The organism is Pseudomonas sp. LBUM1651, from assembly GCF_059716135.1.
In genome coordinates, this window is record NZ_CP166805.1 from 1,167,828 (window position 1) to 1,190,601 (window position 22,774).

18 protein-coding genes are annotated in these 22,774 nt (G+C 60.1%); 6 read left to right on the forward strand and 12 right to left on the reverse strand.

From position 1 onward, the window contains the following. Nucleotides 1-106: 106 nt before the first annotated feature. Both thrC and ACA066_RS05375 read left to right on the forward strand, forming a co-directional pair. Nucleotides 107-1,516, forward strand: coding sequence for a threonine synthase (gene thrC / locus ACA066_RS05370; RefSeq protein ID WP_462009005.1), 1,410 nt, complete (start codon nucleotides 107-109; stop codon nucleotides 1,514-1,516). A 991-nt stretch (nucleotides 1,517-2,507) separates the two neighbouring features. Then, the gene (locus ACA066_RS05375; RefSeq protein ID WP_497698416.1) at nucleotides 2,508-2,792 is read left to right on the forward strand and encodes a DUF3509 domain-containing protein; all 285 of its coding nucleotides are present in this window, start codon (nucleotides 2,508-2,510) and stop codon (nucleotides 2,790-2,792) included. 175 nt (nucleotides 2,793-2,967) lie between these two features. Here ACA066_RS05375 and ACA066_RS05380 read toward each other — a convergent pair whose 3' ends face one another. Then, nucleotides 2,968-3,894: a TIGR02285 family protein gene (locus ACA066_RS05380; protein ID WP_497699808.1), complete on the reverse strand. Its 927-nt coding sequence runs from the start codon at nucleotides 3,892-3,894 to the stop codon at nucleotides 2,968-2,970. Beyond that, entirely contained in the window at nucleotides 3,875-5,074 is a 1,200-nt protein-coding gene (locus ACA066_RS05385) for a CaiB/BaiF CoA transferase family protein (RefSeq protein ID WP_497698417.1), read from the reverse strand. The genes ACA066_RS05380 and ACA066_RS05385 overlap by 20 nt, the downstream gene beginning before the upstream one ends. A 147-nt stretch (nucleotides 5,075-5,221) precedes the next feature. Here ACA066_RS05385 and ACA066_RS05390 point away from each other — a divergent pair, with 147 nt between their 5' ends. The 3 genes from ACA066_RS05390 to ACA066_RS05400 all read left to right on the forward strand — a co-directional run bounded on the left by ACA066_RS05390 (nucleotide 5,222) and on the right by ACA066_RS05400 (nucleotide 8,906). Next, nucleotides 5,222-5,764 carry a YaeQ family protein gene (locus ACA066_RS05390; protein WP_084321888.1) on the forward strand — a complete coding sequence of 181 codons (543 nt, stop codon included), beginning with the start codon at nucleotides 5,222-5,224 and terminating at the stop codon, nucleotides 5,762-5,764. 58 nt (nucleotides 5,765-5,822) lie between these two features. After that, nucleotides 5,823-7,532, forward strand: a complete 1,710-nt coding sequence (recJ, locus tag ACA066_RS05395; RefSeq protein ID WP_497698418.1) for a single-stranded-DNA-specific exonuclease RecJ — start codon at nucleotides 5,823-5,825, stop codon at nucleotides 7,530-7,532. Between the two features lie 267 nt (nucleotides 7,533-7,799). Next, nucleotides 7,800-8,906 carry an NADH:flavin oxidoreductase/NADH oxidase gene (locus ACA066_RS05400; RefSeq protein ID WP_497698419.1) on the forward strand — a complete coding sequence of 369 codons (1,107 nt, stop codon included), beginning with the start codon at nucleotides 7,800-7,802 and terminating at the stop codon, nucleotides 8,904-8,906. 204 nt (nucleotides 8,907-9,110) lie between these two features. Here the strand turns inward: ACA066_RS05400 and ACA066_RS05405 are convergent, their stop codons facing one another. Further along, nucleotides 9,111-10,736, reverse strand: coding sequence for a glucan biosynthesis protein D (locus ACA066_RS05405; RefSeq protein ID WP_497698420.1), 1,626 nt, complete (start codon nucleotides 10,734-10,736; stop codon nucleotides 9,111-9,113). 412 nt (nucleotides 10,737-11,148) lie between these two features. Here ACA066_RS05405 and ACA066_RS05410 point away from each other — a divergent pair, with 412 nt between their 5' ends. Then, the gene (locus ACA066_RS05410) at nucleotides 11,149-11,334 is read left to right on the forward strand and encodes a hypothetical protein (protein WP_017340256.1); all 186 of its coding nucleotides are present in this window, start codon (nucleotides 11,149-11,151) and stop codon (nucleotides 11,332-11,334) included. 261 nt (nucleotides 11,335-11,595) lie between these two features. Here the strand turns inward: ACA066_RS05410 and ACA066_RS05415 are convergent, their stop codons facing one another. From ACA066_RS05415 to ACA066_RS05455, 9 genes are all read right to left on the reverse strand, one after another. Continuing rightward, nucleotides 11,596-12,102 (reverse strand): BRO-N domain-containing protein, encoded by a 507-nt coding sequence (locus ACA066_RS05415; protein ID WP_497698421.1) that lies wholly within the window; start codon nucleotides 12,100-12,102, stop codon nucleotides 11,596-11,598. Between the two features lie 446 nt (nucleotides 12,103-12,548). Further along, a complete protein-coding gene (locus tag ACA066_RS05420; RefSeq protein WP_497698422.1) occupies nucleotides 12,549-14,033 on the reverse strand; it encodes an APC family permease in 1,485 nt (494 codons plus the stop codon). Between the two features lie 253 nt (nucleotides 14,034-14,286). Then, complete coding sequence (locus tag ACA066_RS05425) at nucleotides 14,287-15,711, reverse strand: gamma-aminobutyraldehyde dehydrogenase (RefSeq protein ID WP_497698423.1); 1,425 nt, start codon at nucleotides 15,709-15,711, stop codon at nucleotides 14,287-14,289. Between the two features lie 190 nt (nucleotides 15,712-15,901). Further along, nucleotides 15,902-16,711 (reverse strand): ABC transporter permease, encoded by an 810-nt coding sequence (locus ACA066_RS05430; RefSeq protein ID WP_392885678.1) that lies wholly within the window; start codon nucleotides 16,709-16,711, stop codon nucleotides 15,902-15,904. After that, on the reverse strand, nucleotides 16,701-17,648 hold the full coding sequence (locus ACA066_RS05435; RefSeq protein ID WP_497698424.1) for an ABC transporter permease: 948 nt from the start codon (nucleotides 17,646-17,648) through the stop codon (nucleotides 16,701-16,703). The genes ACA066_RS05430 and ACA066_RS05435 overlap by 11 nt, the downstream gene beginning before the upstream one ends. 1 nt (nucleotide 17,649) lies before the next feature. Then, nucleotides 17,650-18,687, reverse strand: coding sequence for an ABC transporter ATP-binding protein (locus tag ACA066_RS05440; protein WP_497698425.1), 1,038 nt, complete (start codon nucleotides 18,685-18,687; stop codon nucleotides 17,650-17,652). A gap of 261 nt (nucleotides 18,688-18,948) precedes the next feature. Further along, nucleotides 18,949-20,100, reverse strand: coding sequence for a putative ABC transporter substrate-binding protein YdcS (gene ydcS / locus ACA066_RS05445; protein ID WP_497698426.1), 1,152 nt, complete (start codon nucleotides 20,098-20,100; stop codon nucleotides 18,949-18,951). A gap of 82 nt (nucleotides 20,101-20,182) precedes the next feature. Continuing rightward, a complete protein-coding gene (locus ACA066_RS05450) occupies nucleotides 20,183-21,670 on the reverse strand; it encodes a gamma-aminobutyraldehyde dehydrogenase (protein ID WP_497698427.1) in 1,488 nt (495 codons plus the stop codon). Nucleotides 21,671-21,769: 99 nt separating this feature from the next. Continuing rightward, nucleotides 21,770-22,684, reverse strand: a complete 915-nt coding sequence (locus tag ACA066_RS05455) for a LysR family transcriptional regulator (RefSeq protein WP_008072897.1) — start codon at nucleotides 22,682-22,684, stop codon at nucleotides 21,770-21,772. Nucleotides 22,685-22,774 lie beyond the last annotated feature (90 nt).

Sequence of the window (22,774 nt, forward strand, 5' to 3'; positions counted from 1 at the left end):
GAAGCAGCGGCAAGCGGCAAGCTTCAAGCGACAAGTTAAAGGCAGTTCGGCGTTAACTTGTAGCTTGCGGCTTGCAGCTTGAAGCCCAAACCGAAGGTTTGCCCCTATGCGCTATATCAGTACCCGCGGCCAGGCACCGGCCCTGAATTTCGAAGACGTCCTGCTGGCCGGTCTCGCCACCGACGGCGGTCTGTACGTCCCGGAAAACCTGCCACGTTTCACCCAGGAAGAAATCGCTTCCTGGGCCGGCCTGCCGTATCACGAGCTGGCTTTCCGGGTGATGCGCCCGTTCGTCACCGGCAGCATCCCGGATGCCGATTTCAAAAAGATTCTTGAAGAGACTTACGGCGTGTTCTCGCACAACGCCGTTGCGCCGTTGCGTCAGTTGAACGGCAACGAATGGGTGCTGGAGCTGTTCCACGGCCCGACCCTGGCGTTCAAGGACTTCGCCCTGCAACTGCTCGGTCGTCTGCTCGACTACGTGCTGGAAAAACGCGGTGAGCGCGTGGTGATCGTCGGCGCCACCTCCGGTGATACCGGTTCGGCCGCCATCGAAGGCTGCAAGCACTGCGAAAACGTCGACATCTTCATCCTGCACCCGCACAACCGTGTGTCCGAAGTGCAGCGTCGCCAGATGACCACCATCTTCGGCGAGAACATTCACAACATCGCCATCGAAGGCAACTTCGATGACTGCCAGGAAATGGTCAAGGCGAGCTTCGCCGACCAGAGCTTCCTCAAGGGCACGCGTCTGGTGGCGGTGAACTCGATCAACTGGGCGCGGATCATGGCCCAGATCGTTTACTACTTCCACGCAGCCCTGCAGTTGGGCGGCCCGGCGCGTTCGGTGTCGTTCTCGGTGCCGACCGGCAACTTCGGCGACATCTTCGCCGGCTACCTGGCGCGCAACATGGGCCTGCCGATCAACCAGTTGATCGTCGCCACCAACCGCAACGACATCCTGCACCGCTTCATGAGCGGCAATCAGTACGTCAAGGAAACCCTGCACGCCACGTTGTCGCCGTCGATGGACATCATGGTGTCGTCGAACTTTGAACGTCTGCTGTTTGATTTGCACGGTCGTAACGGTGCGGCAATTGCCGGTTTGATGGATTCGTTCAAGCAGGGTGGTGGTTTCAGCGTCGAACAAGAGCGTTGGACTGAAGCGCGCAAGCTGTTTGATTCGCTGGCGGTGGATGATGCGCAAACGTGCGAAACCATTGCTGAAGTCTATGAGCAGACCGGTGAAGTGCTGGATCCGCACACGGCCATTGGCGTCAAGGCTGCGCGTGAATGCCGTCGTAGTCTGGATATTCCGATGGTGATTCTCGGCACCGCCCATCCGGTCAAATTCCCGGATGCGGTGGAGAAGGCTGGCGTGGGCAAGGCGCTGGAATTGCCGGTGCATCTGGCTGATCTGTTTGAGCGGGATGAGCGTTGCACCGTGCTGCCGAACGACCTGAAAGCTGTTCAGGCGTTTGTCAGTCAGCATGGGAATCGTGGGAAGCCGCTTTAACGGAATACGCTGTGTACATATCCGTTTCTGCGGTAACGGCGGCTTAGGGTTCCGCCCTTACGGCGGGTCACTTGGAAGAGCGCCAAGTAACCAAGCGCTTTTGCCCCTTTCGTTCGGTGGCGAGCCTAGGCTCGCCATGCCCTCGCTCCGGTCCTGCTCCGTGGGCCCGCCGCCATCGGCCATCCATGGCCGGGGGCGGCTAACCCGGCATCCCTGCCGGGTTGCCCACTACGCAGAACCTCCACTCGGCCTCTCGAGGGGGCGACTACCGCCACAGCACCGCGAGGCGGCCTATACCGGCCGGCCTGGCTCTTCAAGCGCACGCGTTCCCCCTGTGGGAGCTAGCCTGCTAGCGATGGACGTTAACGATAACGCGTGCGGTCTGAATGAACGCGGTGTCTGGACGCCCATCGCTAGCAGGCTAGCTCCCACAGGGGATTGTTGTCCGGCACTGCATCGGGTTACTCCGCAGGTGTTCAGCCGAACCAGACCAGGTCGGCTATCAGGCCGCCTCGCTTTGGCTGTTGATCTGGCTTTTGATCTTGATCTGCCCCGTCGGAAGGCCGAGTGGAGGTTCTGCGCAGTGGGCAACCCGGCATGGATGCCGGGTTAGCCGCCCCCGGCCATGGATGGCCGATGGCGGCGGGCCCACGGAGCAGGACCGGAGCGAGGGCATGGCGAGCCTAGGCGAGCCACCGTACGTCAGGGGCGCAGGCGCTTGGTTACTTGGCGTTTTTCCAAGTAACCCGCCGTAAGGGCGGAACCAATAGACGCCGTTACCGAAGAAACGGATATTCACCCAATCCCAATCCCATCCATCCCCCCGCTGCCGCACATACACAGACCTGTCATCTCCACCATGCATGCTCCATCAACCAGAGACGCCGACGCGTCTGCAACTGGAATCCAGAACTTTCTTCTCGGGCCGGTGGTCACTTATTGTGGACACGCCCCAGGCACTTCGTTTTCGGACTATTGAGTGGTGATCGAGATGGAAAGTATCAGTCTATTGCTCGGTGAGGCTCTGAGCCCGTACCAGGTGACGTTGACCCCGTCGGGCACCCATGGCGAATGCCTGGTGACATTGAAAAGCGCAACCGGCGCCATCGTGGTCGAACGGGAATTCAATCAGGCTCAGTTGAGCGACAAACGTCTGCTCACGGATGTGGTCGACGGTTTGCATCGCGACCTGATGATTGCCGAAGGACGCCTGGAACCCTGCGTAATAACAGCGTTGCGCAATGCGGCACAGGACAAGGTCCTGGGCCGGCCGTAAGTGAATTATTTTTTATGGGAACCTTACGGGCCCAAGGTCAGTCAGAGCATGTAACAGCAGGATCAAGCATTGTGCTCCGGTGCTTGTAGTCCTGCTGCTACTGGTCTTTATGTAGACCACGTTTAACCCCGAGTCGTCTCCCCACTTCTCGGGGTTTCTTTTTGCCCGCGATTTATCATTGCCCGGCCTGATGCTCAAAAAACGCCTTGGTTTCCTTCAGGTAGTCGCTGCGGCGCGCGGGATCCAGCCAGTCTGCGTACAGCGAATCCAGGTGTTCGCGGGACAGGTTGCGCAGCAGCTGGTTGATCTCGCTGATCGCCTGCCGGCCCTGAGGCGTGTTCGAACAACCGATGTGCCCGGACAGGTATTTGCCGGTGTCCTTGATCGGATAAAACTCCAGCTGGTCGTCAGTGATGAATTTTTGACTGGCCTGATAGCGGATCTCTGGCCAGTAACCCAAGACCACCTGCAATCGGCCCAGGCGCTGCATCTGCAGCAGGCTGCCGAGGGCATCGTTGCCGTAATGAGGCGTCAGGGCTCCTTCCGGTGCCAGCCGCAGAAGGGCGTCGACCACTTCACCGTAACTCCGCTCGGCAACCACGCCGACTTTATTCCTGCCGCTTTTCAGCAGCGCCGCCAGATCGACTTCTCCTTCAATCAGAAAAGGTTCCAGCACCGATCGATCTTCCTGGCGGACGACGAGGCCATTGCTGACAGCGCGGAACGCTGGAACAGAAAATGAAATCCACTGTTCGCGCTCCTTGGTCCTGAGCAACGACGGGTCGCACGTAAACGATTCTTCGTGGAGCATTTGCAGGGCGCGTGCCCGGTTCACCCGCATCAGCGTGTGCTGGTATTGCGGCATACCGGCGATCAGCTGCGGCAAAATTTGATCGATGATCCCCTGACCTTTTTTCGGCCCCTCGAAGATTATCGTGGGTGGTAGATCTCGCAGCAACCAGATCAGAGTTTCCTTCGGTTGCGCCCAGACTGTCGATACCGGCCCTGCCAATAACGCGAAAGCCGCCGCTGCCCGCCAGGTGCGGGAGTGGTGGAGTGCTGTTGAAAGCAGGCGCTTCAGCTTAAATAGCCCCGTCTTCACGCAGCTTTGCGATCTGTTCCTTGTCATAGCCAAGATCGTTGAGTACCTGCGCATTGTGTTCGCCCAACTGCGGCCCGACCCATTCCGAACTGCCGGGTGTCTCTGAGAGTTTCGGCACGATTCCCGGCATCTTGAAATCTTTGCCGTCCGGCAGCTTTGCCTTCAGGAACATTTCCCGCGCCAGGTACTGCGGATCATTGAACATGTCTTCGGCACTGAAGATCCGGCTGGCGGGAACGTCGGCCTGATTCAGCTGCTCGATGATGGTGTCCAGAGGCAGCGAATTGACCCAGCGATCAATCACTCCATAAATCTCGTCGCGACGGCTGTCACGTCCGTCGTTGCTGGCCAGAGACGGGTCATTGGCCAGGTCTTCACGGCCGATGATCAGCATGAAGCGTTTGAAAATCGCATCGCCGTTGGCGCCGATCTGCACATGTTTGCCATCAGCGCTGGTGTGGATCGAGGAGGGTGTGATGCCGGGCATGATGTTGCCGGTGCGTTCGCGAATGAAGCCGAAGACGTCGAACTCCGGGACCATGCTTTCCATCATGGCGAAGATCGCTTCGTACAGCGCCACATCCACCACTTGACCCAGACCGCCGTTGACCTCGCGATGACGCAAGGCCATCAGCGCGCCGATCACGCCCCAGAGCGCGGCAATCGAGTCGCCGATGGAAATCCCGGTGCGCACCGGTGGCCGATCCTCGAAACCGGTGATATAGCGCAGGCCGCCCATGGATTCACCGACGGCGCCAAAGCCCGGCTGATCCTTCATCGGCCCGGTCTGGCCGAACCCCGAGAGACGCACCATCACCAGTTTCGGGTTCAGTGCGTGCAAGACTTTCCAGCCCAGACCGAGCTTTTCCAGCACGCCGGGGCGAAAATTCTCGATCAGGATGTCCGCTTCACCGAGCAGCTTTTTCAGGATCGCCAGGCCGTCCGGGTGTTTCAGGTTCAGGGTCAGGGACTTTTTGTTGCGTGCCTGAACGAACCACCACAACGAAGTGCCTTCATACAGTTTGCGCCATTTACGCAACGGATCACCGCCGTCGGGGGATTCGATCTTGATCACTTCGGCGCCGAATTCGCCGCAGATGCGCGAGGCAAACGGCCCGGCGATCAAGGTGCCCAATTCAATGACTTTCAGACCTGAGAGTGGTTTGGCGGTGAACGGCATGCTGGATCCTGTAGGACGAAGGCTTGGCTGATAGAGCGTTTTAGCATAGCCCGCTGTCAGTCGCTCAAGGTTGATGGTCGCGAATTCGTTGATTGCCTGCCGCATCGGTTAGACTTGCCGCCTTTCCACGTATCAAGAAGCCCGTTCATGGCCCAGCCGTCCACGACCTACAAGTTTGAACTGAACCTCACCGACCTCGACCGCAGCATTTACGAGACGGTGAAGCAGACCATCGCCCGTCACCCGTCGGAAACCGAAGAGCGCATGACTGTGCGACTGCTGGCCTACGCCTTCTGGTACAACGAGCAGCTGTCGTTTGGCCGTGGTCTGTCAGACGTGGATGAACCCGCCCTGTGGGAAAAGAGCCTGGATGACCGCGTCCTGCACTGGATCGAAGTCGGCCAGCCAGACGCCGATCGCCTGACCTGGTGCTCCCGTCGCACCGAGCGCACCAGTCTGCTGGCCTACGGCAGCCTGCGCGTCTGGGAAACCAAAGTGATCCCGGCGATCAAGAACCTGAAAAACGTACACATCGCTGCTGTGCCGCAGGAAGTCCTGGAAACCCTGGCCAAAGACATGCCGCGCGTTATCAAGTGGGACGTGATGATCAGCGAAGGGACGATTTTCGTCACCGACGACCGTGGTCAGCACGAAGTCCAGTTGCAGTGGCTGAGCGGCGAACGCGGCTGATTTTTCACCGCGTCATCCGGTTTTATCCTACGTATTCAAGAGAAGCACCTGTCACCCCATGCGCATTGAACCTCGCCTGTTGCCCGACACCCTGCCATTCCTCGGTGATCTGCCGCCGCTGCTGACCCGCCTGTATGCGGCGCGGGGCGTGCTGTCCGAGGCTGAACTGGACAAGAGCCTGGCGCGGCTGATTCCGTTCCAGCAGCTCAAGGGTATCGATGCCGCGGTGGATTTGCTGGTGACGGCCCTGGAGCAGCGTCAGCGGATTCTGATCGTCGGCGACTTCGACGCTGACGGCGCGACGGCCAGTACCGTCGGCATGCTGGGCTTGCGTCTGCTGGGCGCGGCGCATGTCGACTATCTGGTACCGAACCGATTCGAGTACGGCTACGGTCTGACACCGGAAATCGTCGAAGTGGCGCTGACCCGCACACCGCAGCTGCTGATCACCGTGGACAATGGCATCTCCAGCGTGGAAGGCGTGGCGGCGGCGAAAAAGGCTGGCCTTCAGGTGCTGGTCACCGACCACCACTTGCCCGGCGATGAACTGCCGTTGGCCGATGCCATCGTCAATCCCAACCAGCCGGGTTGCGGGTTTCCGAGCAAGGCACTGGCCGGCGTCGGGGTGATTTTCTACGTGCTGATGGCATTGCGCGCGCGTCTGCGCAGCCTCGGCTGGTACGAGAGCAAACCGCAGCCGAACATCGGCGAGTTGCTGGATCTGGTGGCGCTGGGCAGCGTTGCCGACGTGGTGCCGCTGGACGCCAACAACCGGATTCTCGTACACCAAGGCCTGGAGCGAATTCGCGCCGGACGCGCACGACCGGGGATCAAGGCGATCCTCGAAGTCGCCAAGCGCGACCACGCGCGCATTACCTCTACCGATCTGGGATTCATCGTCGGCCCGCGTTTGAACGCGGCAGGGCGGCTGGATGACATGAGCCTGGGCATCGAATGCCTGCTCACCGAAGATGCCGGACTCGCCCGGGAAATGGCCGTTCAGCTCGACGGCATGAACCAGGACCGTAAATCCATCGAGCAAGGCATGCAGCGCGAGGCGCTGGCTCAGCTCAAGGACTTGCCGGTTGAGTCAATGCCCTTCGGTCTATGCCTTTTTGACCCCGAGTGGCACCAGGGCGTCATCGGAATCCTCGCTTCGCGTATGAAAGAGCGTTATTTCCGTCCGACGATTGCCTTTGCCGACGCGGGCGATGGCATGCTCAAGGGCTCGGGGCGTTCGGTTCAGGGTTTTCATATTCGCGACGCCTTGAGCGTGGTGGCGGCGCAGCACCCAAACCTGATCAGCAAGTACGGCGGCCACGCCATGGCGGCAGGTTTGACCTTGCCGGAAGCGAATTTTCCGCTGTTTGCCGAAGCCTTTGACACTGAAGTGCGTAGGCAATTGCGCGAGGAGGACCTGACCGGGCGTTTGCTGTCGGACGGGACGTTGGCGGCCGAGGAGTTTCACCTTGAACTGGCGCGTGCGCTGCGGCATGCCGGTCCTTGGGGACAGCACTTCCCGGAGCCGTTGTTTCACGGGGTGTTCCAGTTGGTCGAACAACGGGTTGTTGGCGAACGGCACCTCAAAGTGGTGCTGCGAAGCGAATGTGGTTCGGTGAAACTGGACGGCATTGCTTTCGGCATCGACCGCGATATCTGGCCGAACCCGACCATCAAATGGGTGGAATTGGCCTACAAGCTCGACCTCAACGAGTTTCGCGGTAATGAGACGGTCCAGCTGATGATTGCCCACATCGAACCGCGCTGACCCTGTCGCCAGCAAGCCGGCTCCTACAGGATTTGCGCACACCCTGTAGGAACCGGCTTGCTGGCGATAGCGATTTTGCGGACGCTGAACCTCTTGGAACCCTCCCTCATCCCCCATTGTCGACTAGGCTCTAAGCACTGCTTGATTGGCCTTGTGACGTCTTGTCAATTTTTTGCCCGCGGGGGCGGGTGCTGCACCTTTTTCCTGTCACTCGTCGACTTTTCAAACAGAACCCTGGAGCCTGCCCACTGATTCGAGAGGTGCCCCATGAGTCTGCTGCTTGAACCCTATACCCTTCGCCAATTGACCCTGCTCAACCGCATCGCGGTGTCCCCGATGTGCCAGTATTCCAGCGTCGATGGCCTGGCCAATGACTGGCACCTGGTACACCTCGGCAGCCGCGCTGTCGGCGGCGCCGGTCTGATTTTTACCGAAGCCACGGCCGTCACCGCCGATGGACGCATCACCGCGGAAGACCTCGGTTTGTGGAATGACGAACAGATCGAACCGCTGCAACGCATCACTCGCTTCATCGCCGCCCAAGGCGCTGTCGCCGGTATTCAGTTGGCCCACGCCGGGCGCAAGGCCAGCACCCATCGGCCGTGGATTGGCAAGCACGGTAGCGTCAAACCTGAAGATAGCGGCTGGACGCCAGTCGGCCCTTCGCCAATTGCTTTCGACCCGCAACACACGCCACCGAAGCAGCTCGATGAGGGCCAGATCGCCGAGGTCGTCCAAGCTTTCGTCGACGCGGCGAAACGGGCACTGACCGCCGGTTTCAAAGTTGTCGAAGTCCACGCCGCCCACGGTTACCTGCTGCACCAGTTTCTTTCGCCCCTGAGCAATCAGCGCCGCGATCAATATGGCGGTTCGTTCGAGAATCGTATTCGGCTGGTGCTGCAAGTCACCGAAGCGGTCCGCGCGGTGTGGCCGGAGGAATTGCCGGTGTTCGTGCGCGTGTCGGCCACCGATTGGGTCGAGGACGGCTGGAACCCTGATGAAACCGTTGAACTGGCGCGACGCCTCAAAGACTTGGGCGTGGACCTGATTGACGTCTCCTCGGGCGGTACGGCGGCCAACGCGGAAATTCCTACAGGTCCCGGTTATCAAACCCGCTTCGCCGAACGTGTGCGCAAGGAGTCAGGCATTGCGACCGGCACTGTAGGAATGATCACCGAACCGGCGCAGGCCGAGCACATTCTGCGCACCTGTCAGGCGGACATCATATTCCTCGCCCGTGAGTTGTTGCGCGATCCGTACTGGCCATTGCATGCCGATGACGACCTGGGAGGGCACAAGGCCATTTGGCCGGCGCAGTATCAGCGCGCGACGCATCGGGATCAGCCGATTCATGAGTCGGATCTGCGTGACTGAGTGATGCGGTAAAAGCAAAAAGCCCCGATCGATGTGATCGGGGCTTTTGTGTTTCCGGGCGGGGAGGTTTGTTGTTTGTCAGGCCGCTTTCGCGAGCAAGCTCGGCTCCTACAGGGGCGTGTCGAGCTTATCATTCTCGTTCGACACAAACCTGTAGGAGCCGAGCTTGCTCGCGAAGGGGCCGGCCCATTCAATCCTTTACTATCAGGTGTACTTCCGCTTCTCCGGCGCCGGCGGGAAGTACTGATACAACCAGGTTTCGCTCAGCGTCCGGTCATTGGTGCGAATGAACAACCGCAGCTCCACCGGTGCGACGCTGTCATTGGTCGGGAACCAGTCAAACGTAATCCGGTAGCCCTTGATGTCATCCAGCACCAGCACGTTGAAGTCCTTGACCTGGCCGTTGGAGCACGTCACCACAGGCTCAATGCCTGTGCCTTCAGGCAAGCGGTCCAGACCGCCGCCAGTGAAGTCCACCGCAAACCGGCGTGCCCAGACCTCCGGGTAATGCTCGCCTGGCGCCCAGCCCTCAGTGAAGCCGCCCATGCCCGAACGGGTCGCGGCGACCCGCGCCAGCGGTGTGCCGACCGGCGGCAAAGCGCTCCAGTACAGCTTGTAGCCGTAGTTCAGGGAATCGCCCGCCGCGACCGGTTTTTTCGGGGTCCAGAACGCGACGATGTTATCCAGGGTTTCGCCGGTTGTAGGAATTTCCAACAGATCGATAGAGCCTTCGCCCCACGCGGTCGTAGGTTCGACCCACAGGCTTGGACGCTTGCTGTACCAGTCGACCGTGTCCTGATAATTGGCGAATTCGTGATCGGTCTGCACCAGGCCGAAACCTTTCGGGTCGGTGTCGGCGAACGCGTTGAATTGCAGGGTGGCCGGGTTGTTCAGCGGACGGCAGATCCACTCGCCGTTGCCACGCCACATCGCCAGGCGATCCGAGTCATGGATCTGAGGGTGAATGGTGTCGCACATGCGCCGCTCGTGGGTGCCGCAGCTGAACATGCTGGTCATCGGTGCAATGCCGAGTTGCTCGATGGCGGTGCGCGCGTTGATGTGGGCATCGACAGCCATGACGACCTGACTGGCCTGGCAATCGATGTCGAAACGGTAGGCACCGGTCGCGCTCGGCGAATCCAGCAGGGCATACACCACGAAACGGGTGCTGTCCTTGTCCGGGGTCTCGAACCAGAACTTGGTGAAGTCCGGGAATTCCTCACGCTTCTTGGCGTAGGTATCGACCGCCAGACCGCGGGCCGACAGACCGTACTGGCCCGTGGCGTCTACCGCGCGGAAATAACTGGCGCCGAGGAATGACAACACGTCATGTCGGTCCAGCTCAGGCGCCTTGAACAGCTTGAACCCGGAAAAACCCAGGTCTCCCGTGAGCTGCTTGGTGTCGACCGTGGTGTTTTCATAGTTGAACAGCGAAGGGCGGAAATGCACCTCCCGCGCCTGACGCGTCTTGGGGTCGACGCTGTACATGCGCACCGGCTGCTTGAAACCCATGCCGACGTGGAAAAACTGTACGTCCAGCTGACCCTTCAAATCCTTCCACAGGGAATGATTGCCGTCGTAGCGGATCGCATTGAAGTTTTGTGGGGTCATGGTCGCCAGAGTCGGCGGCAGCACCTGCTTGGTGTCCTGATAGCGGTTGCCGGCGAGTTGCTTGGCCTGGATTTTCAGGGCTTGGAAATCGAAGGCCTGAGCCTCGCCATCAGCGGTGCCACTACCCGCCCAGGCCCGCGCGGCCAGCAGGCCGGTGGCGGACAAACCGGTGTAGGCAGCGATGGCCATGGACGCTTTGAGCAAATTCCTGCGATGCATAAGTACAACCTGTCGTGAACAATCCCGCGCCGTTCCTGGCACGTGCTGGATCAGAAATGGAGGTTCGGACATGCCTTCGACCAAACGCAACGGACTTTAAACAGATGCCAAATAGCTTAAACCGTTCGGTGGCAGAGCAAAAATGATTGATGGCGTGACGATAGCATCGCAATGAAACAAGACGTTTCGGTTAACGTTTCCCACAGAGATTTCTGATTTATAGGGCGTTTCTGCTTTTTTCGACTAATTACTCTAAAAACCGCTTTTCAGCGCCCGGATAGTTTCTATTCTATGGGCATGACCGGTTTCTGCCCTCAGGCCGGTGGGATTCAGTTGTACAAGGACGCGGCTGAAAAAGAGAAGGGCGATGCGGTATCTGAAGTTTTCTTTGACGTAGAGAGGGACATCGTCCATGTCGAAAGTACAAGGCATCACCGAAATGCTGGGAATCTTCCCTTGCCTGGGCATCGGGCGGCGAAGGCGTCGGCTTAATTCCGAGGAGTTGAAACTGGTGGAGCGGTATCGCGAGTTGTCGGAGAGTGACCGGATTGCGATGCGGTATCTGGTGGATGCGATGCGGAGTGTTTCGCGGTTTTGATGGTTGTAGTAACCGTGTAAACCTTATTCAGGACGAGAAAACTCCAAGTAAAAGGGGCGGACTGTAAAGTCTGCCCCTTTTACTTGGTGCTGGTTTGGAGAACACTTGATTCTCAACGTGGGCACGGTCTCCTGTGTAGGAGCCGGCTTGCTGGCGATGGTCGTTAACGATAAAGCGTGCTGTCTGATTCAAAGCGGCGCGCTTCAGTCCATCGCCAGCAAGCCGGCTCCTACAGGTATCGCGTTGTCAGACCCCCTGTCTTCAGCTGCAGGTGCCCATGATCGGGAACGGTCGCTGTGCCTGCACCAGATCAGGCATGTCCCGCCATTTGATCCAGGCCGACTGTTGCCAGTGCAGTAGCGGCACCGAGAGTCCGCCCCATTGCAACGAACTCAGGCTCGGCATGTTATCCACCGACATCGCATTCGACTCACGCAGCGCAGGTATGACTTCGTTGCTTAGCCATTGGCGCAGGTTGCGGTTTTCCGGGACGAAATGGTGGACCAGCAAGGCGTACATTCCAGACTCGCTGACCATGAGTGATTCGATGGTTTTGCCGTTTTTCAGCAGCCAGATGTATCGACGCTGATCTGGATCGAGTTTTTGGGTGAGTCGCTGATCCAATGGCCGGCCCATCAAACGTCCGAGGTCCTGGACGCAGAACCAGGCTTGGTTTGCTTGGATGATGGCGTGGAGGAACCGGTTGTGGCGGGGGAAGATGGTTGGGGTGAAATAAGAAAGGAGCGAGTTTTGAGCGTGCTCTGACATGACGTGAATTCCGTTTTGATTAGGAAAGTCACCACCAACCCTTCGACAGGTTGGGTGGCGAGCCGAGTGGCGTTCGAAGTCGGGACACTTCCAGGTCAAAACGGAAGCCGAAAGGCCCGCGCCACACGGCCCGCCATAAAGCAGAACTAGAGGTAGAAAAGCAGCCACAGTTCTATGGGGGCACGTAAGCACCGTTCTGACATTTCCCGGCTTCGACTCCGGATCGCTGATTTTGCAGCGACGGGACAAAGCCTATCGGTCAGGCGCTAGCGGCGCCAAGTCTACTCTGGCGACGCTTGTCGTAGGAATCAGAGTCTTTTCAGGAAGGCTCGATCTGTAGGAATTTCCTATTTTTGCGGTTGAGCAAAAAACGGGGAGTAGCGCAATTACGATCAATATTTGGAATAACTCGCCCCGGCGCCTGATCGGCACCGGGGCGAATTCAATTACCGACTAACCTTCCACGCATCCCCCGCAGGCGCCGTACCATGGTCATACGGCTTGGCAATCCACATATAAAGCAACCCCAACCCAATCACGATCGCAGTACTCAACACCATCGCATAATTGATGTACCACGCCGCATCCGGTGTACGCGGCCAGGCCATGTTGATGATTGCGCCGACGCCGTAGACCAGCGCGCCGATGTTCACCGCCCAACCCCATGCACCGAGGGTGAATTTGCCGCTCGGTTTCCAGCCTTTCAGGCGGGCATACAGCGCCGCGAGCACGATCATCTGGAATGCGAGGTAGATGCCGATGGCGGCGAAGCTGACGATGGTGGCCACCGCGTCTTGCAGGAAGAAGCCCAGAATGATGATCAGCGCCGGCAGTACACCGGAGACGAACAGCGCAGCAATCGGAACCTGGGTGGTAGGGGAAATCTTCTTCAGCAGTGAGCTGCCGATGACCATTTCATCCCGGGCGTAGGAATACAGCAGACGACTCGCCGCCGCTTGCAGGCTGATGACGCAGGAGATGAAGGAAATCATCACCACGCCCATCACCACTTTCGAACCGACCGGGCCGAAGGCGTTGTTGAGGATGGTGGTGACCGGGTCTTTGTCGGTGCCGTTGATGACGGCTTGCATGTCCGGCACGGCGAGGATCAGCGCCAGGCAGGCGAACATCGCCGCGATGCCGCCGATGTAGATGGTCATGCGCATCGCCACCGGGATTTGCTTGCTCGGGTTCGGGGTTTCTTCAGCCACGTCGCCGCAGGCTTCGAAACCGTAGTACAGGAACATGCCGGCCAGGGATGCAGTGAGGAATGCTGGCAGGTAGGAACCGTTGATGCTGATGTCGAAGGTGTTGAACAACACGCTGATCGATTGATGGCGTTCGAAGATCAGCAGGTAAACGCCGACGATCACCGCGCCGACCAGTTCGCAGAGGAAGCCGAACATGGCGATTCGCGCCAGCACTTTGGTGCCGCTGAGGTTGATCAGGGTGGCGAACAGCGTCAGGAACAGGGCAATGACGATGTTGGTGTTGTTGCTCGGTTCAAAACCCATCATCGCGGCCAGGTAAGGACCGGCACCGACTGCGACGGCGGCGATGGTGACGCACAGGGCGATGGAGTAGATCCAGCCGACCATCCACGCCCAGCGCTTGCCCACCAAGCGGCGCGCCCATGGGTAGACGCCACCGGAAATCGGGAACTGCGAGACCACTTCACCGAAGATCAGGCACACCAGTAACTGGCCGCAACCGACCAGCAAATAGGCCCAGAACATCGGTGGCCCACCTGCGGCCAGGCACAGGCCGAAGAGGGTATAAACCCCAACGACCGGCGAGAGGTAAGTGAAGCCCAGGGCGAAATTTTCCCACAGGCTCATGCTGCGATTGAAGTTGGACGTGTAACCCAGCTTGCGGAGTTGCTCGGCATCGCTGTCGGCAGCGGCTGCGGAGAGTTCGGGGATTGCGCTCATGGTGTGTTAGCTCCGGAAAATCGGCAGATTTCGGATGTCCGAAACCGTGGCGGGGCCTGGGGGGCGCTGCCCGGATCGGTGGTTATTGTTTTTTTGGTGTGGCTTTGAAACCTGGTGGTGCTTGTTGCCGGTTTCTGCCTTGAAACCGGGGTGACGCCTTCGCGGGCAAGCCTCGCTCCTACAGGTTGGAGGGTGTTCGCAAAAATTGCGTACGACGCAAAACCTGTAGGAGCGAAGCTTGCTCGCGAAGCTGTTAGTGCTTGAACATCACATGCCGCACAACGGTGTAATCCTCCAGCCCATACATCGACATGTCCTTCCCGTAGCCGGACAATTTCTGACCGCCGTGGGGCATTTCGCTGACCAGCATGAAGTGCGTGTTCACCCAGGTGCAGCCGTACTGCAAACGGGCTGACAGGCGATGCGCGCGACCGACGTCGGCGGTCCACACCGACGACGCCAGGCCGTAGTCCGAATCGTTGGCCCAGCCGAGCACCTGTGCTTCATCGGTGAATTTCGTCACCGACACCACCGGCCCGAACACCTCACGGCGGACGATCTCGTCGTCCTGCAGCGCGTCGGCCAGCACCGTCGGTTCGAAGAAGAAGCCGTTGCCTTCGACTGCCTTGCCGCCAGTGATCAAGCGGATGTGCGATTGCGCCACGGCGCGCTCGACAAACCCGGCCACACGATCGCGGTGTTGCGCGGTGATCAGCGGCCCCAGTTCGGTCGCCGGATCATCTTGCAAGCCGTACTTGATGCTGCTGACCGCCGCGCCGAGCTTCTCGACGAATTTGTCGTAGATGCCTTCCTGCGCGTAAATGCGGCACGCGGCGGTGCAATCCTGGCCGGCGTTGTAGAAACCGAAGGTGCGAATGCCTTCCACCGCGGCGTCGATGTCGGCGTCGTCGAAGATGATCACCGGGGCCTTGCCGCCCAGTTCCATGTGCATGCGTTTGACGCTGTCGGCGGTGCTGGAAATGATGTTCGAGCCGGTGGCGATCGAGCCGGTCAGTGACACCATGCGCACTTTCGGGTGGGTGACCAGCGGGCTACCGACCGTAGGACCACGGCCGAACACCAGGTTGAGCACGCCGGCCGGGAAGATTTCCGACGCCAGCTCGGCCAGGCGCAGCGCGGTCAGCGGGGTTTGTTCCGACGGCTTGAGCACCACGGTATTACCGGCGGCGAGGGCCGGGGCGATTTTCCAGGCGACCATCATCAGCGGGTAGTTCCACGGCGCGATGGAGGCGATCACGCCCACCGGGTCGCGGCGGATCATCGAGGTGTGCCCGGCCAGGTATTCACCGCCGGCCGAACCGCTCATGCAACGGCTGGCGCCGGCGAAGAAACGGAACACGTCGGCAATCGCCGGGATTTCATCGTTCAGCGCGGCGCTGTAGGGTTTGCCGCAGTTGTCGGATTCGAGTTTGGCCAGTTCTTCGCCGTGGGCTTCGATGGCGTCGGCGAGTTTGAGCAGCAGCCGCGAACGCTCTTTGGGCGGGGTGTGCGACCAGCTGTCGAACGCCGCGTCGGCGGCCCGCACGGCGGCATCGACCTGGGCTTCGCTGGCTTCGTTGATTTCCACCAGCACGCGACCGAGCGCCGGGTTGAACACCGGTTGGGCGGGGCCTTCGCCGTCGAGCAGTTGGCCGTTGATCATGAGTTGGGTTTGCATGGCGTTGTCCTCGTTGACGCTATTATTTTTCTGTCGGAACCGAATCCCTGTAGGAGCGAGCGGTGCGACGATTCGACTTGCCCGCGAAGGCGGTGTGTCAGCCAACATCAATGTTGAATGTGATGGCCCCTTCGCGGGCAAGCCTTGCTCCTACAGGATCCGGTTTCCACATTGGGATCTGAGTTGTCAGTTACTTCCCGCCACTCCCCGCCACACTCTCACCGCCACGGGTCAGGTAATAGGCGCCGAGAATCGGCAGCATGGTCACCATCATCACCAGCATCGCGACGACGTTGGTCACCGGTACGTCCCGTGGGCGGCTGAGCTGGTTGAGCAGCCACAGCGGCAAGGTGCGTTCATGGCCGGCGGTGAAGGTGGTGACGATGATTTCGTCGAACGACAGCGCAAACGCGAGCATGCCGCCGGCGAGCAACGCCGAGCCAAGGTTCGGCAGGACGATGTAGCGGAAGGTCTGCCAGCCATCGGCACCGAGGTCCATCGAGGCTTCGATCAAACTGTGCGAAGTGCGGCGCAAACGGGCGATGACGTTGTTGTAGACGATCACCACGCAGAAGGTCGCGTGGCCGACGATGATGGTGAACATCCCCGGCTCGATGCCCAGCGTCTTGAACGTCGCCAGCAGCGCGATCCCGGTGATGATCCCCGGCAACGCGATGGGCAAAATCAGCATCAGCGAGATGCCTTGCTTGCCGAAGAAATCCCGTCGGTACAACGCCGCCGATGCCAGCGTGCCGAGCACCAATGCAATCAGCGTGGCGACGGAGGCGATCTGCAGCGACAGCTTGATCGCTTCCAGCACGTCCGGCCGCGAGAACGCCACGCCGATCCACTTCAGGGTGAAGCCCTTGGGCGGAAAGCTGAACGCTGCGTCTTCGGTATTGAAGGCGTAGAGGAAGATGATCAGGATCGGGAAGTGCAGAAACACCAACCCGCCCCAGGCTGCGATTTTTAATCCTAAAGAAGCTTTCTCAGAGTGCATCGAAGGCCCCCAATCGTTTGACGATGGTCAGGTAAATGGCGATCAACACAATCGGCACCAGCGTGAAGGCCGCCGCCATCGGCATGTTGCCGATCGCGCCTTGCTGGGCGTACACCATGCTGCCGACGAAGTACCCCGGCGGGCCCACCAGTTGCGGCACGATGAAGTCGCCCAGGGTCAGCGAAAACGTGAAGATCGAACCGGCGGCGATGCCCGGAATCGACAGCGGCAGAATCACCTGAGTGAAGGTCTGGCGCGGCTTGGCACCGAGGTCGGCGGAGGCTTGCAACAGCGAGGGCGGCAAACGCTCCAGCGACGCCTGAATCGGCAGGATCATGAACGGCAGCCAGATGTAGACGAACACCATGAAGCGGCCCAGGTGCGAGGTCGACAAGGTGCTGCCACCCACGCCCGGAATGCCCAGCACGAACTGCAACACCGGCTCCAGTCCAAGGTGTTGAACGAACCACTGCGCCACGCCGCCCTTGGCCAGCAGCAAGGTCCAGGCGTAAGCCTTGACGATGTAACTGGCCCACATCGGCATCATCACGGCGATGTAGAAAAACGCCTTGGTTTTGCCCGTGGTGTAGCGCGCCATGTAGTAGGCAATCGGGAACGCGACGATGGCGCTGGCGATCGACACCACGACGGCCATGCTCAAGGTGCGCAGGATGATGTCGAAGTTCGACGGCTGGAACAGCGCGGCGAAGTTGGCCAGGGTCAGGTCCGGCGTGACCGCCATGGTGAAGTCGTCGAAGGTGTAGAAGCCTTGCCACAACAGCACCAGCAGCGAACCGAGGTAGATCGCGCCGAACCACAACAGCGGCGGCACCAGCAGCAGCGACAGGTAAAAATTCGGTCGGCGATACAGCAGGTTGGAAAACCTGCGCAACGGCGAGCCGCCGGCCGGAGTTTGAGGGAGAGCCACGCTGGTCATCTCACACCCCGCCGGCAACGGTGTCGTGCAGTGGGATCATCGCTTCCCGCGCCCAGCGTGCGCTGATGCGCTGCCCGGTCTGATGTTGCGCGCTGACGTCCAGCCACTGGTTGTTGGCCTGGCTGATGTTCAGGGTCTGGCCGTTTTCCAGTTTCAGTTCATAGCGCGTGGCGCTGCCCTGATACTGAATGTCGTGGAGCAAACCACTGACTTCTATTTCGTGGCTGGCCAGTGGTCCTTCGGAGAAACGCACGTGTTCCGGGCGAATCGAAAATGGCTGCGGATTGCCGCTCAGCTGTTGCGCCAGATCGCCGCGAATCACGTTGGAGGTGCCGACGAATTCCGCGACAAAGGTAGTCGCCGGTTTCATGTAGAGGTTGCGCGGCGTGTCGACCTGCTCGATGCGTCCCTTGTTGAAAACAGCCACGCGATCGGACATCGACAGTGCTTCGGTCTGATCGTGGGTGACGAAGATGAAGGTGATGCCGAGCTGGCGTTGCAGCTTCTTCAGCTCGCTCTGCATTTGCTCGCGCAGCTTCAAGTCGAGGGCGCCGAGGGGTTCGTCGAGCAGCAGCACCCGAGGGCGATTGACCAGGGCGCGGGCCAGGGCCACACGCTGGCGTTGACCGCCGGAGAGTTGCACCGGCTTGCGCTCGCCGTAGCCGCCGAGGGCGACCATGTCGAGGGCTTCTTCGGCGCGTTTGCGGCGTTCTGTTTTGCCGACGCCTTTGACTTTCAAACCGTAGGCCACGTTGTCGAGCACGTTCATGTGCGGGAACAGCGCGTAGTCCTGAAATACCGTGTTTACGTCACGCTCATACGGTGGTAACCCGGCGGCTTCGTGGCCATGAATCCGGATGGAGCCTGCGCTCGGTTGTTCAAAACCGGCGATCAGGCGCAAACACGTGGTTTTGCCCGAGCCGGAAGGGCCCAGCATGGAAAAGAACTCGCCGTCCTGGATGTCGATGGAAACCCGGTCTACGGCTTTCACTTCGCCGAATAGACGGGAAACGTTGGTGAACTGGACTGCAAGCGTCATGGTGCGGTGCTCCGAAAAGGCGAGGGCCGTCACAGCGGCCCTGCCAGGACATCTGAAAAGTCTGAATCTGGATCGATGGGCTTTTGTGGCTGGAATGCTCACTGTGGCGAGGGGGCTTGCCCCGTTGGGGGGCGAAGTCGCCCCAGAGCCAGCCACCGCGGTCTAGCAGGTAAACCGCGTTCTCCGTTTCAGGGCTGCTGTGCAGCCCAACGGGGGCAAGCCCCCTCGCCACAAAAGCCCCTTTGCCACAGATGCGCGGTGTTATCTGCCGCCCATGATCGCGATGTAGTCCTGGGTCCAGCGGCTGTACGGCACGAATTTGCCGCCTTCAGCCTGCGGGGTTTTCCAGAAGGCGATCTTGTCGAACTGGTCGAAACCGTTGGTCTTGCAGCCTTCGGCGCCGAGCAATTCGCTCTCCTTGCACCCCGCCGGAACCGACGGCAACGAACCGAACCAGGCGGCCAGGTCACCCTGGACTTTCGGTTGCAGCGAATGGTCCATCCACTTGTAAGCACAGTTCGGGTGCTTGGCGTCGGCGTGCAGCATGGTGGTGTCGGCCCAACCCGTTGCACCTTCTTTCGGAATGACCGAGGCCACCGCCTGCTTGTCCGCCACCAGGCCGTTGACCATGTAGCCCCAGCTGCTGGACGCCACGACGCCTTCGTTCTTGACGTCACTCATCTGCACGGTCGCGTCATGCCAGTAGCGATGGATCAACGGCTGCTGCTTGCGCAGCAGGTCCAGCGCCGCTTTATATTGTTCTTCGTTGAGCTGATACGGGTCCTTGATCCCCAGTTCCGGCCGTTTCGTTTTGAGATAGAGCGCCGCATCGGCGATGTAGATAGGACCGTCGTAGGCCTGAACCCGGCCCTTGTTGGATTTGCCATCCGACAGGGTCTGTTCCTCGAACACCACACCCCAGCTGTCAGGGGCCGTCTTGAATACGTTGGTGTTGTACATCAGCACGTTCGGACCCCACTGATACGGAGTGCCGTAGGTTTGTTTATTGACGACGTACCACGGGCCATCCTTGAGACGCGGGTCGAGGTTCTTCCAGTTCGGAATCAACGCCGTGTTGATCGGCTGCACCCGCTTGCCGGCGATCAACCGCAGCGACGCATCGCCCGACGCGGTCACCAGGTCGTAACCGCCCTTGGACATCAGGCTGACCATCTCATCGGAAGTGGCAGCCGTTTTCACGTTCACCTTGCAGCCGGTTTCTTTCTCGAAACCGGTCACCCAGTCGTAGGCCTTGTCGCTTTCGCCACGTTCGATGTAACCGGGCCAAGCGACGATATCCAGCTGACCTTCGCCGGCACCAACGGCTTTCAGCGGTTCGGCGGCCTGGATACTGGCACTGGCCAGCAGCGCCGTGGTGATTGCACTGAGCAGTGCGGTCTTGTGCACGAACATGGGGATTCCCTCTTCTTTAATTATGGTCGGGGCAGTTGTGAACGTGGTGAAGCATGCCGTTAGCGGCTTGTTATTAGCGTAGTCAGAGATGCTGTCCGTGGCGCGCCATGATGTGCCGCACCACGCTGTAGTCCTGAAGCGAATCGCTGGACAGGTCTTTGCCGTAGCCCGAACGTTTCAGGCCGCCGTGAGGCATTTCGCTGACCAGCATGAAATGGCTGTTGATCCAGGTACAGCCGTACTGCAAGCGCGCGGCGACTTGCATGGCCTTGTCGAGGTTCTGGGTCCAGATCGAGGAGGCGAGGCCATATTCCGAATCGTTGGCCCAGTCCACTGCTTGTTCGAGCCCATCGAAACGGGTCACGGTGACTACCGGCCCGAACACTTCGCGCTGGACGATTTCATCGCTCTGCTTACAGCCGGCCAGCAGCGTCGGCTGGTAATAGAAGCCGGCGCCGGAATGCACGGCCGCGCCAGTCACGCGCTCAATGTGCGGCTGGCCGAGGGCGCGTTCGACGAAACTGGCCACGCGGTCGCGCTGGCGGGTGCTGATCAATGGACCAATTTCATTGTCGGCATCGCGTTTACCGGCGAAGCGCAGGCTGCTGACCGCGGCGCCGAGTTCGGCCACCAGTCGGTCATGAATTCCGGCCTGTGCATAAATCCGGCAGGCGGCGGTGCAGTCCTGGCCGGCGTTGTAGTAACCGTACGTGCGCACACCTTCGACCACGGCTTGAATGTCCGCATCGTTGCAGACAATCACCGGCGCCTTCCCACCGAGTTCGAGGTGCGTACGCTTGAGGGTTTTTGCGGCGGCCTGCAGGATTTTTTGCCCGGTGACGATATCGCCGGTCAGCGACACCATGCGGATTTTCGGGTGACTGACCAAGTGGCTGCCAACGCCTTCACCACCGCCACAAATGATGTTGATCACGCCGCGCGGCAGGATCTCGGCCAGCGCGGGCGCCAGGGCCAGAATCGACAGCGGCGTGTGCTCGGACGGTTTGAACACCAGCGTGTTGCCGGCGGCGAGGGCCGGGGCGATTTTCCACGCGGCCATCATGATCGGGTAGTTCCACGGCGCGATGGACGCTACAACCCCAATAGGATCGCGCCGCACCATGCTGGTGTAACCCGGCAAGTATTCGCCACTGAGCTGGCCGGTCTGGCAGCGCACGGCGCCGGCGAAGAAGCGGAACACGTCGACCGTCGCGCTCAAGTCGTCCTGACGAGCCAGGTGCAAGGGTTTGCCACAGTTCAGGGATTCGAGACGGGCAAGCAGGTCGGCTTGTTTTTCGATGGCGTTGGCAATGTCCAGCAGCAGGTTCGAGCGCTGCTGCGGCGTGGTCCGCGACCAACTGGCGAACGCACGATGGGCAGCGAGGATCGCGGCTTCGACTTGCTCGGTGCTGGCTTCGGCGATGTGCGTCAGCACCTCACCCGTGGCCGGATTGAGGATCGGTTCGACAAAACCCTGACCTGCGACCAGTTCGCCATCGATCAGCAACGCGGTGAACAACGGGGTCTGCGCGCCAGCCATTTTTCGGGTTCTCTTTTCTTGTGTGGACATGCTGCTCCCTGTGACTGGGGCCGGCCGTCTTATAGATGAACCAAGACTAGTGCCCGACCCCGAGGTCGACAAATACTAAATACTGAAGGTGGTGTTCGATTAAATAGATGGCTTGCGCCCGCCGTGGGGTTGCTCGCGAGCGACGGTCAGGAACGGGTCCACCAGCGCCGGGCGTGCCGTCCCACGGCGCCATGCCAGGCCGACATCGAGGGTCTGGCTCAGGTCGGCGATTGGCCGCGCTTCGATGATGTCGCCTTCCAGCGACCACGGGCGGTAGGTCATGTCGGGCTGGATCGACACGCCCAATCCTGCGGCCACCAGGCTTCGCACCGCCTCGGTCGAAGCGGTTCTCAGGGTGATGCGCGGTTGAAGCGACGCCGCCGACCACATGCGCTGGGCGTTGCGGTCCATTTCATCGACGTTCAGTTGTATCAGCGGCTCACGGGCGACGTCAGCGAGGTTGATGCTGTCGTGTTCCAGCAGTGGATGCTGGGCCGGCAGCCATAACCGATGGGGCGAATGGGTCAGCACTTCCGTTTGCAGGGCGTGACGGTCTTCGAGGTTGGAGAGGATCAACACGCCGACATCGATCTCGCCGCTGACCAGCAAATGCTCGATGTACGGGCGCTCGTCCTCCATCACGCGGATCTCGACGTTGGGGTAGGCGCGTTGAAAACGGGTGAGCAAATCCGCGAGGTAGTAACCGGCGACGAGGCTGGTCACGCCGATGATCAATTGCCCGGCGACCTGGTCGGTGCTTTGTTGCAGGCTGCGCTTGGCGTTGTCCACCGTCGCCAGAATCAGGTGCGCCTGACGCAGGAATTGATGACCCTGGTGGGTCAGTGTCATGCCCTTGGCATGACGGTTGAACAGCCCGACACCGATTTCCTGCTCCAGTTGCTGGATGGCCAGGGTCAGTGTCGATTGGGAAATGAACGCGGTTTGCGCGGCGGCCGAGATCGAGCCGGTCTCGGCCACGGCGATGAAATGGCGGATTTGACGCAAGGTCATCATGAAGAATTACCCGGTGGGCGGTTTTTATAGATTAGCTTGAGTGTATATCTTTTTTATCGAAGGGCTTTTTAGCGTTACAGGAAATGAGCA

Coding starts and splice junctions, on each gene's coding strand:
- ACA066_RS05400 (WP_497698419.1), top strand. CDS start 7,800: ATGAGTCTGCTGCTTGAACCCTATACCCTTCGCCAATTGACCCTGCTC.
- ACA066_RS05420 (WP_497698422.1), bottom strand. CDS start 14,033: ATGAGCGCAATCCCCGAACTCTCCGCAGCCGCTGCCGACAGCGATGCC.
- ACA066_RS05440 (WP_497698425.1), bottom strand. CDS start 18,687: ATGACGCTTGCAGTCCAGTTCACCAACGTTTCCCGTCTATTCGGCGAA.
- ACA066_RS05390 (WP_084321888.1), top strand. CDS start 5,222: ATGGCCCAGCCGTCCACGACCTACAAGTTTGAACTGAACCTCACCGAC.
- ACA066_RS05375 (WP_497698416.1), top strand. CDS start 2,508: ATGGAAAGTATCAGTCTATTGCTCGGTGAGGCTCTGAGCCCGTACCAG.
- ydcS (WP_497698426.1), bottom strand. CDS start 20,100: ATGTTCGTGCACAAGACCGCACTGCTCAGTGCAATCACCACGGCGCTG.
- ACA066_RS05405 (WP_497698420.1), bottom strand. CDS start 10,736: ATGCATCGCAGGAATTTGCTCAAAGCGTCCATGGCCATCGCTGCCTAC.
- ACA066_RS05425 (WP_497698423.1), bottom strand. CDS start 15,711: ATGCAAACCCAACTCATGATCAACGGCCAACTGCTCGACGGCGAAGGC.
- ACA066_RS05415 (WP_497698421.1), bottom strand. CDS start 12,102: ATGTCAGAGCACGCTCAAAACTCGCTCCTTTCTTATTTCACCCCAACC.
- recJ (WP_497698418.1), top strand. CDS start 5,823: ATGCGCATTGAACCTCGCCTGTTGCCCGACACCCTGCCATTCCTCGGT.
- ACA066_RS05450 (WP_497698427.1), bottom strand. CDS start 21,670: ATGTCCACACAAGAAAAGAGAACCCGAAAAATGGCTGGCGCGCAGACC.
- thrC (WP_462009005.1), top strand. CDS start 107: ATGCGCTATATCAGTACCCGCGGCCAGGCACCGGCCCTGAATTTCGAA.
- ACA066_RS05430 (WP_392885678.1), bottom strand. CDS start 16,711: ATGCACTCTGAGAAAGCTTCTTTAGGATTAAAAATCGCAGCCTGGGGC.
- ACA066_RS05385 (WP_497698417.1), bottom strand. CDS start 5,074: ATGCCGTTCACCGCCAAACCACTCTCAGGTCTGAAAGTCATTGAATTG.
- ACA066_RS05410 (WP_017340256.1), top strand. CDS start 11,149: ATGTCGAAAGTACAAGGCATCACCGAAATGCTGGGAATCTTCCCTTGC.
- ACA066_RS05435 (WP_497698424.1), bottom strand. CDS start 17,648: ATGACCAGCGTGGCTCTCCCTCAAACTCCGGCCGGCGGCTCGCCGTTG.
- ACA066_RS05455 (WP_008072897.1), bottom strand. CDS start 22,684: ATGATGACCTTGCGTCAAATCCGCCATTTCATCGCCGTGGCCGAGACC.